Genomic DNA, 13,063 nt, shown 5'->3' on the forward strand with positions numbered 1-13,063 from the left:
TCGGGCAGCTAGAAGTCGGCGACACAGTGTACCGGAAACTGTTCGCCACGCCGATGGCGATTGTTGCCAATAGATCTTCCAGACCTGGGCCTCGAGGGTCCGGCAAGCCTCATCGATGCATTCTTCGAACGGGCGTAAAAAATTCCGATCACAGCCCTTGGCGAGATGTTTCAAATAATGCACACTCGTCAATCATGACATAACACCCCTCTTCTCTGACCCTTTCCGGAGCTCCCGCATGTCCCACGTTCAGGACCTGATCATCGACAAGGCGTACATCGGCGGCCAGTGGCGTGACGCCGATCGCCACTTCAGCGTCACCAATCCCGCCACCGGCGAGACCCTGGCCGAGGTGCCGGACTTGAACGCCGAGGAAGTCCGCGAAGCCATCGGTGCCGCCGATGCGGCCTGGGCCGGCTGGAAGCGCAAGACCGCCAAGGAGCGCTCGGCCCTGCTGCGCGCCTGGTTCAACAGCATCATGGACCACCAGGAAGCCCTGGCCGAACTGATGACCCGTGAACAGGGCAAGCCGCTGGCCGAGTCCCGTGGCGAGGTCGCCTACGGCGCTGCCTTCGTCGAGTTCTACGCCGAGGAAGCCAAGCGTGTGGCTGGCGAGACCCTGCCGGGCCACGGACCCGACAAGCGTATCCTGGTGTTCCGCGAGCCGGTCGGTGTGGTCGCCGCCATCACCCCCTGGAACTTCCCGCTGGCGATGATCACCCGCAAGTGCGCCCCGGCCATGGCCGCCGGCTGCACCGTGGTGGTCAAGCCGGCCGAGGCCACCCCGCTGACCGCCCTGGCGCTGGCCAAGCTCGCTGAAGACGTGGGCATCCCCGCCGGCGTGCTCAACGTGGTGACCTCGAGCTCCCCGCGCGAAGTCGGCCCGGTACTGACCGGCGATGCCCGAGTACGCAAGGTGTCCTTCACCGGCTCCACCCCGGTGGGCAAGATCCTGCTGGCCCAGTGCGCCGACACCGTGAAGAAGGCCTCCATGGAGCTTGGCGGCAACGCGCCCTTTATCGTCTTCGATGACGCCGACCTGGACGCCGCCGTCGAGGGTGCCATCGCCTCCAAGTACCGCAACTCCGGCCAGACCTGCGTATGCACCAACCGCTTCCTGGTTCAGAACGGCGTCTACGATGCCTTTGTCGAGAAGCTGGCCAAGCGCGTGAGCGAGCTGAAGGTCGGCAACGGCCTCGAGGACGGTGTGGTTCAGGGTCCCCTGATCAACTCGGCAGCGGTGGACAAGGTGCAGTCGCACATCGCTGACGCCCTCGACAACGGTGCCCGCCTGGTCGCCGGCGGTGAGGCCCTGGAGGGCACCTTCTTCCAGCCCACGGTACTGGCCGACGTGACCACCGACATGCGTGTCGCCCGGGAAGAGACCTTCGGGCCGCTGGCCCCGGTGTTCCGCTTCTCCAGCGACGACGAAGCCATCGCCATGGCCAACGACACCGAATTCGGTCTGGCCGCCTACTTCTATGCCACCGACTATCGCCGTATCTGGCGCACCATGGAACAACTCGAGTACGGCATGGTCGCCATCAATGAGGGCATCCTCTCTACCGAGCTCGCCCCCTTCGGCGGCGTCAAGGAATCGGGTCTCGGTCGCGAAGGTTCACGCCATGGCCTCGATGAGTACACAGAGCTGAAGTACGCCTGTGTCGGCGGCCTCTAAGGGCCAGCCCCGTCTCCCCGGGGCACGCCCTGCGTGTCCCGGACCTAGCGTCTACCCTATACATTCAGTGCCCTCAAAGGAGTCACGACATGAATAACGCTCAGCTGAACGAACTCAAGGACAAGTACGTCGCCAAGGGCGCGGCCAGCCCCGCCACCGCCTTCGCCGATCGCGCCAAGAACGCTGAACTGTGGGATGCCGATGGCAACCGCTTCATCGACTTCGCCGGCGGTATCGGCGTGCTCAACATCGGTCACTGCCACCCCAAGGTGGTGCAGGCGGTCAAGGACCAGCTCGACAAGGTGATGCACACCTGCCAGACCGTGATGCCCTACGAGGGCTACGTGAAGGTCGCCGAAAAGCTTGCTGCGATCACCCCGGTGCGCGGTGAGGCCAAGGTGATGCTGGCCAACTCCGGCGCCGAGGCGCTGGAAAACGCGGTCAAGATCGCCCGCGCCGCCACCGGTCGCAACAACGTCATCTGCTTCGACGGCGGCTACCACGGCCGTACCTTCATGACCATGGCGATGAACGGCAAGGTTGCCCCCTACGCCAGCGACTTCGGCACCATGCCGGGCTGCGTGTTCCGCGCCGGCTACCCGGTGGCCGAACACGGCATCAGCGAGGAAGAGGCGGTGCGTCGCCTCAAGATGGTGCTGAAGACCGACGCCAACCCCAAGGACACCGCCGCCATCGTGCTCGAGCCGGTACTGGGTGAAGGCGGCTTCTACCCCGCTCCGCAGAGCTTCCTCGAGAAGATCCGCGAGATCTGTGACGAACACGGCATCCTGATGATCGTCGACGAGGTCCAGAGCGGCTTCGGTCGTACCGGCAAGATGTTCGCCATCGAGCACAGCGGCGTGAAGCCGGACCTGATGACCATGGCCAAGAGCATGGCCGCAGGCATGCCGATCTCCGCCGTGGTCGGCACCGCCGAGCACATGGACGCCTCTGGCGGCAACTCGCTGGGCGGCACCTACTCCGGCAGCCCGGTGTCCTGCGCCGCGACCCTGGCGGTGATGGAGGTGTTCGAGGAAGAGGACATCCTGGCCAAGAGCCAGGCGCTGGGCGACAAGCTGGCCAAGCGTTTTGCCCAGTGGGCGAGCGACTTCGACGCCGTGGTCCACCCGCGCAACCTGGGTTCCATGGCCGCCTTCGAACTCAACGGCAAGGACGGTCAGCCGGCTCCGGATCTCGCCGCCGCCCTGTGCAAGCGTGCCCGGGAGCAGGGCCTGATCCTGCTGTCCTGCGGCATGTTCGGCAACACCATCCGCTTCTTGATGCCGGTCACCATCGAGGACAAGGTACTCGAGGAAGGCCTGGACATCGTCGAGCAGAACCTCAAGGCCCTGGTCGGCAGCGAAGCCGCCGCCACCGCCTGATCGTGAAGCCTTGACGGCCTGAGCCGTCAGCCGATGACGCCACCGGTCCCGCCGGTGGCGTCGTCGTTTGTGGGGGTTGGCAACACTATGCCGAATCAAGCTAGGGTAAGGGTCCATCCATGGACGCGAGGGACCCGACCATGCAAGAGGACGAACTGGGCATTCTGGGCGTTGCCGCGCTGACGGAGCACTATCGCAGCGGCGACGCCTCCCCCCTGGAAGCTACACGGGCGGCGCTTGCGCGCATCGAGCGCTTCAACGACGCCGTCAATGCCTACACCTACGTCGACGCCGAGGGTGCCGAAAAGGCGGCCAAGGCGTCGGCACGTCGCTGGGGCCAGGGCAAGCCGCTGAGTCCGATCGACGGTGTTCCGGTCTCGCTCAAGGATCTGACCAACGTGGCCGGCATGCCGACGTCCAACGGCTCGCTGCTGGGTTCAAGCGAGCCCTGCGATGCCGACGCGCCACCGGCGAAACGCCTGAGAGAGGCCGGCGCCATCCTGCTGGGCAAGACCAACACCCCGGAAGACGGCTGGAAGGCGGTCACCGACAATCGGGTGTTCGGCGCCACCTGCAACCCCTGGGATACCCGCCTGACCGCGGGAGGCTCGTCCGGCGGTGCTGCCGCCGCAGCGGCCCTCAACATGGGGGTGTTGCACCAGGGCGGCGACTCCGGCGGCTCGATCCGCATTCCTGCCGCCTTCTGCGGGGTGTTCGGCTTCAAGCCGACCTTCGGCTGGACGCCCCAGTGGCCGCCGGCGGAAGAACCGACGCTGTCCCATATCGGGCCCATCGCCCGCAGCGTCGACGACGCCGTGGCGATGCTCAATGTCATTGGCCGCTACGACTATGTCGATCCCTACGCCACCCGGGGCCAGCCGGAGGACTGGGGCCAGGATATCGGCAAGGGGCTCGAGGGACTGCGCATCGCCTTTTCCACCGATCTGGGCTTCGCCGAGGTGGACCCTCAGGTCGCCACACGGGTCAGAGAAGCGGCGGATCGCATGCGCGATCTGGGCGCGGAGATCTGCGAGGTGGATCCAGAGCTGCCCTCGCCGCTATGGATCTTTCAGCGGCTGTGGTTCACCGCCTCGCTGGAGATGGTCTCGCAGCTCAGCGACAGCGAACGCGCCAAGCTGGATCCCGGCCTCTACGAGAACGCCCTGCGCGCAGAAGAGTGGAAGGCCGTGGAGCTGTTTCGCGCCCAGGCGGCCCGAGCCGAGCTGACCATGCGTCTTGAGCAGTTCAACCAGGACTACCACCTGCTGATGACGCCCTCTGTGCCGATCAGCCCCTTCGAGATCAACCACCAGGTGCCGCCGGGTAGCCAGATGCGCGACTGGGAGGAGTGGGCGCCGTTCTCCTACCCCTTCAACCTGAGCCAGCAGCCGGCCGCCTCGGTGCCCTGTGGTTTCACCGACCGTGGCCTGCCGGTGGGTTTCCAGCTGGCCGGCGGCAAGTTCGACGACGCCCGGGTACTGCGCGCCTGCCACGCCTTTCTCGAGGCGCATCCGCCGCGCTTCCCGACCCTGCCGGACCCGGCCCAGCGCGCCGGCTGAGCGGTGCATCAGGCCCCTGGCAGGGCCAGCTACGACAAGGGCCCGGTGCAGTGCACCGGGCCCCTTGCGATGACGGCGAGTCGCCGCCATTCGGTCGCTGATCAGAGCGCGCTAACCGCGTAGCTTGCCCACACCCCACAGCAGCACCACGGCACCCACCACCGCAGTGACCAGTGAACCGATAAAGCCGCCGCTGGACAGCCCCACCAGGCTGAACAGCAGGCCGCCAATCAGAGCACCCACCACGCCGACGCCGATGTTGCCGAGCAGGCCGAAGCCGCCGCCACGCATGATGTTGCCCGCGATCCAGCCCGCCAGACCACCGATGATCAACCACGCGATAAAGCTCATTGCGTTCTCCTTTCGTCACTGAATGGAAACTTGCGAATCATTCACCCTCGCTCCTTCGACCAAATCCCTTGACCAGGGCGCGAGGTGCCGCGTCGATCGCCCGGGGACGATCTTCACCGTTCACAGCTATACCATTACATCAATGCATACGAAAGTAGGGATATGTCACGTAATGTGAGACGCGACAGCACGAATACCGTCCGGTGACGCTGGGTCAGCGCCGATGACAGGCCCTTCGTCGCGTCTAGAATCGGTTGCCGGGCTGGGCAAGAAAGGCCAGTTCCTCGGCGGTGGACGCTCGTCCCAGCGCCTCATTGCGCTGAGGATAGCGACCAAAACGCACCAGCACCTCGCGGTGGCGATGCTCGTGGTGCAGGTTGTGCTCGAGTCCCGGTTGGTCGAACAGGCGCAGCGCCTCGTCGTGCACACGCAACGACTCGCTGTGCATATAGGGCATGTACAGGAAGGCTCGCCAGGGAGGATCGAGCACCCGATCTGCGCGCTGGGACACCGCCTCCTGGGCCAGTACCAGGGCCTGACCGTCACAGGCGAAGGCTCGCGGCTCGCCGCGGTAGATGTTGCGAGAGAACTGATCGAGCACCAGGATTTCCGCCAGCCGCCCGCGGGCCGAGGTACGCCACTGCCAGGTCTCGCCGGCGGCCGCCGCCGCCAGGGTCGCACCGAAGTCATGGCGGATACGGCCATCCAGCGCATCATGCTTGGCAAACCACTGTTTTGGTGTCAGCGTCTGAAACCAGAACTCGATCACTTCGTCGGCTCGCACCACCCTGTCGGTCATGGCAGACTCCCCTTCGCTCGCTTGTGACCCAGGCGGCCGCGCCCTTTCGCTCGCGGATTCCGCCACGTCGCCCCTCTGCCACAGGATGCCCAGGGACAGCCCATGACCTCGTTTGAACTGCTTCGATCGCTCGCCGTGGTGTTTCATCTCACGGGCTTGCTGGTCTGCCTGCTCGGCCTTCACCTGGCACGCCACCCGCAGCGCCGATGGCCCGGTCGTGCACTGGCCCTGTGCGGCTTTATCATCGCGGCAACGCCGACACTGCTGCAACTGTTCGGCATCATCGAGCCTGTGCCGATTTCAGCAGCTCCGCCAAACTGACCCGCTGCGACAAAAGACGTATGGCTCGCCACGGCGAGCCGATTAGACTTGCGATCACGTAGTTGGAATACGCAACCGTCGGTTAACTTAATCCTTTAAGTTCGACGTCTTTCTGGAAAAAGACGAAGACTTTCGGAATTTCCACCGACTTGACGTCAATGCGACACTGCGCGAACCCGCGCTGCTTCAGCGCCAAAAGATGCACTGCAGCGGGCAGGATGACGCAAGCGCTGCAAAGATACTTCCTGGGTGTCGGCGCCACTGGCCTGCCAGCTGGCGCTCGGCACGGACATCGACCCAAGTGCGGTAATCGCCATGCCCCCTTTGGGAGGTGGCTCACGACCACGCCGCACCGGACAACGACCGCAAGGATGACACCATGCCCCTACTCACCTTCGCGTCCTTCCTGTTCTTTACAGGACTGGTCGCCTTCATCACCTGGCGCATCACCCGCCGTGACGACCATTCAAGCACCAGCGGCTTCTTCCTGGCGGGCCGCAGCCTGACCTTCCCGCTGATCGCCGGCTCGCTGTTGATGACCAACCTGTCCACCGAGCAGATGGTCGGCCTCAACGGCTCCGCCTTCACCGATGGCCTCAGCGTGATGGCCTGGGAGGTGGTGGCGGTCATGGCGCTGGTGGCGCTGGCGCTGTTCTTCCTGCCGCGCTTTCTGAAAAGCGGCATCGCCACCCTGCCCCAGTTGCTCGAGATTCGCTTCGACAAGGGCACCCAGCTGATCACCAACGTGATCTTCCTGATCGCCTACGCGGTGGTACTGCTGCCGATCATCCTCTACTCCGGCGCCATCGGCCTGCAGGGCATGCTCGACCTGTCCGGGCTCACCGGCATCGAATCCAGCACCACCCTGCTGTGGCTGACGGTGTGGATCGTCGGAATCATCGGCTCCATCTATGCCCTGTTCGGGGGCCTGCGCACCGTTGCCGTGTCGGATACCCTCAATGGCGTCGGCCTGCTGATCGGTGGCTTCGTGATCGTCTACTTCGGCCTTCAGGCGATCAGCGACAATGGCGGTGTGCTCGCCGGCTGGGAGATCCTCAAGGAATCCAACCCCGACAAGATGAACTCCATCGGTGGCAGCGAACAGAGCGTCCCCTTCTTCACTCTGTTCACCGGCGTCTTCCTGATCAACGTCTTCTACTGGACCACCAACCAGCAGATCATCCAGCGGACCTTCGCCGCCAAGAACCTGGCCGAGGGCCAGAAGGGCGTGCTGCTGACCGGCTTCTTCAAGCTGCTGGGGCCCCTGTACCTGGTCCTGCCGGGCATCATCGCCTACCACCTGTACGCCGATCAGGGCGTCAAGGCTGACGCGGCCTACGGCCACCTGGTGTTCAACGTGCTGCCGGCGCCACTCACCGGCTTCTTCGCCGCGGTGATGGTCGGCGCCATCCTGTCTTCCTTCAACTCGGCGCTGAACTCCACCACCACCCTGTTCAGTCTGGGCCTCTACAAGGCGGTCCTGAAGAAGGACGCCACCGAGGCCCAGGTGGTCAAGTCGAGCCAGGTGTTCGGCTGGATCATGGCCATCTCCGCGATGATCATCGCGCCACTGCTGGCCGGCCAGGAAAGCCTGTTCGGTTATCTGCAGAAGATGAACGCCATCTACTTCATCCCCATCCTGGCGGTGGTGGTGGTCGGCCTGCTGACCCGGCGGGTGCCCCCCATGGCGGCCAAGATCGCCCTGGTGGGTGGCTGTCTGGCCATCTTCTGTGGCTACTTCATCCCGCCCTTCAACAAGCTGCCGGTGATCATGCACGAGTTCCACTTCGTCGCCCTGGTGTTCGTGCTGCTGGTGGCATTGATGCTGGTGATCGGCAAGCTGCGCCCGCGCGCCGAGGCCTGGAAGCAGGAGGACGTGGGCGCCGTCGACCTGACGCCCTGGAAGGGCGCCGTGCCGGCGGGCATCGTGCTGGTGATCCTGGTCATCGCCATCTACCTGGCCTTTGCCGGCTGATGCTCCCGATCTCCGACGGACCAGAACCTGACCGTCACCACGGTCTGCTCTGACCGCGACGCCCCGCCCTGTCAAGGCGGGGCGTCGTCGTTGTGGACACCGTATGTCCATATCGGTGGGGTATTGGTCCTTGCCGACATTCCTGACCTCCCCCAGACTCCAGAGATTCGCTGTCGCGCCGTTGTCAGGTGCGCCCCCCTTCTCTGGAGCCCCCATCGTGACCACGACTCGAGACGTCGCCCTGCTGGCCTACCCCGACTGTCAGATGCTCGACGTCAGCGGCCCCTGGCAGGCCTTCGCCAGCGCCAACGACGTGCTGGGCAAGCCTGCCTACCGGCTACGTCTGATCGGCCGAAGTGCGAGCGAACTAGTCACCAACGGCGGTCTGCGACTCCTGCCGGATCTTGACTGGGAAGAGTGGGAGAGCGAACTCGACAAGCCCCCCGATGCTGGCGGCAACGGCCGCGACCTGACCACCCTGCTCATCGCCGGAGGCCACGGCGTCTTCGTCCAGTGCCAGCAACAGCGCTGGCGCGAACGACTGACGCGGGTGGCGCCGCACCTCGGGCGCCTGGGCGCCGTCTGTACCGGCGCCTTCCTGCTGGCCGATGCGGGCCTGCTTAACGGACGCAGCGCCACCACCCACTGGCGCCACTGTCGACGGCTTGCCGACGACTTTCCGCAGGTTAGGGTCCAGGCCGATGCGCTCTACGTCCATGACGGCGGGCGCTACACCAGCGCCGGGGTCACCGCCGGCATCGACCTGGCGCTGTCGCTGGTCGAGAGTGATCTGGGCGCTGAAGCCGCCGCAGCGGTGGCCCGCGAACTGGTGATGTTCCTCCATCGCCCCGGCGGCCAGTCCCAGTTCAGCGAACTGCTGTCGCGCCAGCATCGTTGCGGCCCCCGCCTGCGCCCCTTGATCGATCGACTGCACGCCGACCCCGGCGGCGCCTTCGATCTGGAGAGCATGGCCGACAGCCTGAAGATCACCCCACGCCACCTGACCCGGCTGTTTCGCCACCACCTGGACACCAGTCCCGGCGAGTACCTCACCGGACTGCGCCTGGAGGCGGCTCGGCGCGAACTGGTGCGTGGCGAAACCTCGCTGGAACGCCTCGCTTCACGTTGGCACCTGGGCACCAGCGAACAACTGAGACGCCAGTTCCATCGCCACTATGGCGTTTCGCCATCGGTCTACCGTGCGCGCTTCGGCGCCGATTCAGCGAACCATCGCTGAGCTACCGCCTCAGTCTTTTTTATCCACGACCTTCATTACCGGAGACTCCGCCATGCCCCCTGTGACTTCATCCCGCCTCCCCGGCGGAGTGCTTCTGCTGTCGCTGTGTCAGGCGCTGCTGGTGAGCGGCAACATTCTGTTGATCGCCGTCTCGCCGCTGATCGGCCAGAGCCTGGCGCCCTCGCCCTGGCTGTCCACCCTGCCGGTGGCGACTCAGTGGCTAGGGTTGATGCTCGCCACCCTGCCGGCCTCCTTGATCATGGGCCGATTGGGGCGCAAGCGAGGCTTCGTGATCGGCAACCTGATCGGCTTCGCCGGCACGGTAGCCGCCTACCTGGCGTTGCTGGCCAATCACTTCGCCGCCTTCACCGTGGCGACCATGGCAATCGGCGTGGGCATCGGCTTCGGTCAGCTCTATCGCTTCGCGGCGATCGAGCTGGCCCCGAGCGGCGCCAGGGACAGGGCTATCGGTCTGGTCATGGGCGGTGGTGTGCTGGCCGCCTTCTTCGGCCCCTGGCTTGCACGTATCAGTCAGGATGCTGTCACGACGCCCTTTCTCGGAAGCTTTGTCGGCCTGGGAGCGCTCTACCTCATCGCTCTGGCCCTGTTGCTGGTGGTACCTTTGCCCCCGCTGGACCCGAGCACCCGTCATGGCAAGAGACGTCCGCTCGGGGAGCTGCTGGCACAGCCCAAGCTTTGGCTTGCGGTACTCGCCGCCATGATCGGCTACGGCGTGATGAACCTGGCCATGACCGCTACCCCCCTGGCCATGGCCTCCGATGGCCACGCCTTTCACCACGTCTCGATGACGATTCAGTGGCATGTGCTGGCGATGTTCGCGCCCTCGTTCTTCACCGGCCAACTGACCCAGCGGTTCGGCACGACACGCATGATCGCGCTGGGTTGTGTGCTGCTTTGCGCCAGTGCCCTCAGCGCCCTGGCACCCTCCAGCCTGGCGGGCTTCAATGTCACTTTGATCCTGCTGGGACTGGGCTGGAACTTTACCTTTCTGCCGGCCACTGGCCTTCTGACCGAGTGTCACCTGCCCGCAGAAAAGGCCCGTGTTCAGGCCGCCAATGAGTTCCTGGTGTTTTCCACTGCGGCGATCACCGCCCTGGCGGCCGGCCCGCTGATCCAGTGGCTTGGCTGGCAGACGCTCAATCTGTGGCTGTTGCCGATGGCTGCCCTGCCGCTGATACTGATCGCGGCGCAGCGTCTTGCCTTTGACGCCGGTCGCCCCCAGATTAAGGAATAACTTTCACCGACGGAGTGGCAATGCCAACGGACCTGACCCGTGATCTGATGGACCTGATCGAGCGCGGCCGAGACCGCCAGTTGCGTCTGGCGGTGACCGGGCTATCTCGGGCCGGCAAGACGGCATTCTTGACCTCCCTGGTGGACCAGTTGCGTCACGCCGGGCTCGAGGCGCGGCTCGACCTGCTCTCGGCCAGCCGCGAGGGGCGCCTGCTGGGCGCACAGCGGGTTTCCCAGCAGGATCTCGCGGTCCCCAGGTTTCCCTTCGACCGAGCCCGCGCCAGCCTCGAGAGCACGCCTCCCGAGTGGCCCCAGCCCACCCGTGGCATCAGCGAGTTACGCCTGAAGATTCGCTATCGCCCCGGTCGCCAGCAGTGGTTGCGACCCGATACCGCCGAGTTGACCCTGGACCTGTTCGACTATCCTGGCGAGTGGCTGCTCGACCTGCCGCTGCTGGACCACGACTTCCTGAGCTGGAGCCTCGCCCAGTGGGACGCGGCGGGGCCAGCAAGGCGCGCCATGCTGGCCGACTGGGAAAGCGCGGTGCGTGAACTTCGGCTCGACGACGAGGCCGACGAGGCCCGCCTGGCGGAGATCAGCGAGCGCTACGCCGAAGGCCTGCGCGCCGCCAGGGAGGCCGGCTTCTCCGACCTTCAGCCCGGCCGTTTTCTGCTGCCGGGGGAGCTGTCCGGCGCCCCGGTGCTGCAGTTCTTCCCCCTGCCGGGGCTGGAGCAGGCATCGCCCGACGACCTCGAAAGGCTGCCCGAGACCAGCGTCTACCGTACCCTGGCCCGGCGTTTCAGCTACTACCAGCAACATATCGTCAAGCCGTTCTACCGCGAGCACTTCCGGCGCTTCGACCGCCAGATCGTGCTGGTGGACGTGCTGGGGGCTCTGAACGCCGGGCCAGAACGCTTCGAGGATCTGTCCAAGGCGCTCCATCGTCTGATGCAGAGCTTCAACTACGGCCAGCGCAGCCTGTTCTCGCGGCTGTTCACGCCACGCATCGACCGCCTCGCCATCGCCGCCACCAAGGCCGACCATGTGACCCCGGAACAGCATGCCCGCCTGGTCGGGCTGCTCGAGGCGCTGCTGGCCGAGCCGCTGAAGAACCTCAAGTACGCCAATATTCCGGTCAAGGCCATGTCGCTGGCGGCCATTCGCGCCACCGAGGCCCGCGAGGTCACCCACCAGGGCAGGAAATCCCCTGCGCTCAAGGGCGTCACCCTGGAAGGCGAGCCCTTGCTGGCCTTCCCCGGCGAGGTGCCCAGCCGCCTGCCTGACCCGGCCTTCTGGGATCGCCAGGGGTTCGATTTCACCGCCTTCCGCCCTCAGCCCTCGACCACCGGTGCGCTGCCCCATATTCGCATGGACCTGGCGCTGGACTGGCTGATTGGAGACAAGCTCGCATGACTCGAGATAGCCGTGACGACCCGCGCCCTGCGGTACGCTTTGCCGATGACGACGATGCGCCCTCCGCTGCCGGCGTCGACAACACCACCTTCAGTGACCCGCGTCCGGGCCTGCGCTTCGACGATCACCTGGATAGCCGAGCGCTGACCCCAGCCGAGGCGCCGGAAACCGATACCAAGGTCGACCTCGAGGGTTCTCTGGGACGCCCACACAAGCGCCGCTGGGGCCTGATCGCAGTGCTGGGAGCGGCGGTGGGACTGGGCGGCGCCGAACTGGTGACCGGGGTCCCCGCTACCCTGGCCGGCGGTGACCTGATCGCCACCGGCTGGCAACTGCTGGGACTTGCCACCATCGGCCTTGGCGGGCTCGCCCTGAGCCGGGAGCTGTTTCGCCTCAGGCGCCTCAAGCGCCACGACCAGTTGCGTGAATCCCTGGCCGAATTGCCGTCGCGCTCCCCCAGGGACGCACTGTCCATGGTCAGACGGCTCAAGCATCAGCTGGCCCTCGGCGACGACGATCCCCATTGGCTGGCCTTCGAGGCGGCCCGTGAAGACCACCATGACGGCCGTGACCTGCAGGCGCTGGTGGCCCACCATCTGCTCGCCCCCCGTGACCGAGAGGCGCGCCGGCTGATCTCGCGCATGAGCGGAGAAACCGCCGTGATGGTGGCGGTCAGCCCGCTGACCCTGGTCGACATGGCGCTGGTGGCCTGGCGCCACCTGGCGATGATCGATCGCCTGTGCCGACTCTACGGATTGGAGCTGGGCTACGCCGCCCGGGTACGCCTGCTGCGCAGCGTGCTCTATCAGATGGCCTTCGCCGGCGCCACCGAGCTTGCCGCCGACGCCAGCATGCAGATGCTGTCGCTGGACCTGGCCGGGCGGCTGTCCACCCGCGCCGCCCAGGGCCTCGGCGTGGGGCTGCTGGGGGCACGTCTGGGGCTGCGCACCCAGCGTCTGGTGCGCCCGCTGGCCTTCGACCCTGACGAGCGCCCCCGAGTGGCGGACCTGCGCCGCGATCTGTGGCGCCAGCTCAGGCGCATGGAGGCACCGAAGAAGGACGCCTGACGGCCCAGGATGGTGAGGAGCGCCGGC

The 13,063-nt window shown here is 65.9% G+C and carries 11 protein-coding genes; 9 read left to right on the plus strand and 2 right to left on the minus strand.

Features of this window, described 5'->3' with window-relative positions; all coding sequences use genetic code 11:
* Positions 1–238: 238 nt before the first annotated feature.
* From KUW00_RS06140 to KUW00_RS06150, 3 genes are all read left to right on the plus strand, one after another.
* The gene (locus tag KUW00_RS06140; protein ID WP_222568554.1) at positions 239–1,678 is read left to right on the plus strand and encodes an NAD-dependent succinate-semialdehyde dehydrogenase; all 1,440 of its coding nucleotides are present in this window, start codon (positions 239–241) and stop codon (positions 1,676–1,678) included.
* A gap of 89 nt (positions 1,679–1,767) precedes the next feature.
* On the plus strand, positions 1,768–3,060 hold the full coding sequence (gabT, locus tag KUW00_RS06145) for a 4-aminobutyrate--2-oxoglutarate transaminase (protein ID WP_108133251.1): 1,293 nt from the start codon (positions 1,768–1,770) through the stop codon (positions 3,058–3,060).
* 140 nt (positions 3,061–3,200) lie between these two features.
* Positions 3,201–4,619, plus strand: coding sequence for an amidase (locus tag KUW00_RS06150; RefSeq protein ID WP_045992929.1), 1,419 nt, complete (start codon positions 3,201–3,203; stop codon positions 4,617–4,619).
* A gap of 111 nt (positions 4,620–4,730) precedes the next feature.
* On the opposite strand, the gene KUW00_RS06155 is transcribed toward KUW00_RS06150, so the two are convergent.
* Both KUW00_RS06155 and KUW00_RS06160 read right to left on the minus strand, forming a co-directional pair.
* On the minus strand, positions 4,731–4,970 hold the full coding sequence (locus tag KUW00_RS06155) for a GlsB/YeaQ/YmgE family stress response membrane protein (protein WP_045992930.1): 240 nt from the start codon (positions 4,968–4,970) through the stop codon (positions 4,731–4,733).
* 244 nt (positions 4,971–5,214) lie between these two features.
* Positions 5,215–5,769 carry a DUF924 family protein gene (locus KUW00_RS06160; protein WP_222568555.1) on the minus strand — a complete coding sequence of 185 codons (555 nt, stop codon included), beginning with the start codon at positions 5,767–5,769 and terminating at the stop codon, positions 5,215–5,217.
* 102 nt (positions 5,770–5,871) lie between these two features.
* On the opposite strand from KUW00_RS06160, the gene KUW00_RS06165 reads away from it, so the two are divergent.
* The 6 genes from KUW00_RS06165 (at position 5,872) to KUW00_RS06190 (ending at position 13,036) form a co-directional block, all read left to right on the plus strand.
* Positions 5,872–6,090, plus strand: a complete 219-nt coding sequence (locus tag KUW00_RS06165; RefSeq protein ID WP_045992932.1) for a hypothetical protein — start codon at positions 5,872–5,874, stop codon at positions 6,088–6,090.
* Positions 6,091–6,469: 379 nt separating this feature from the next.
* Positions 6,470–8,065 carry a solute:sodium symporter family transporter gene (locus tag KUW00_RS06170; protein ID WP_222568556.1) on the plus strand — a complete coding sequence of 532 codons (1,596 nt, stop codon included), beginning with the start codon at positions 6,470–6,472 and terminating at the stop codon, positions 8,063–8,065.
* Positions 8,066–8,282: 217 nt separating this feature from the next.
* Positions 8,283–9,302, plus strand: a complete 1,020-nt coding sequence (locus tag KUW00_RS06175; protein ID WP_315901108.1) for a GlxA family transcriptional regulator — start codon at positions 8,283–8,285, stop codon at positions 9,300–9,302.
* 52 nt (positions 9,303–9,354) lie between these two features.
* Entirely contained in the window at positions 9,355–10,557 is a 1,203-nt protein-coding gene (locus KUW00_RS06180) for an MFS transporter (protein WP_108133247.1), read from the plus strand.
* Positions 10,558–10,577: 20 nt separating this feature from the next.
* On the plus strand, positions 10,578–11,969 hold the full coding sequence (locus tag KUW00_RS06185) for a YcjX family protein (RefSeq protein ID WP_213228867.1): 1,392 nt from the start codon (positions 10,578–10,580) through the stop codon (positions 11,967–11,969).
* A complete protein-coding gene (locus KUW00_RS06190; RefSeq protein WP_213228869.1) occupies positions 11,966–13,036 on the plus strand; it encodes a YcjF family protein in 1,071 nt (356 codons plus the stop codon). The genes KUW00_RS06185 and KUW00_RS06190 overlap by 4 nt, the downstream gene beginning before the upstream one ends.
* Positions 13,037–13,063: the final 27 nt, after the last annotated feature.

Source organism: Halomonas sp. DP5N14-9 (assembly GCF_019802175.1).
Classification (GTDB): domain Bacteria; phylum Pseudomonadota; class Gammaproteobacteria; order Pseudomonadales; family Halomonadaceae; genus Halomonas; species Halomonas litopenaei.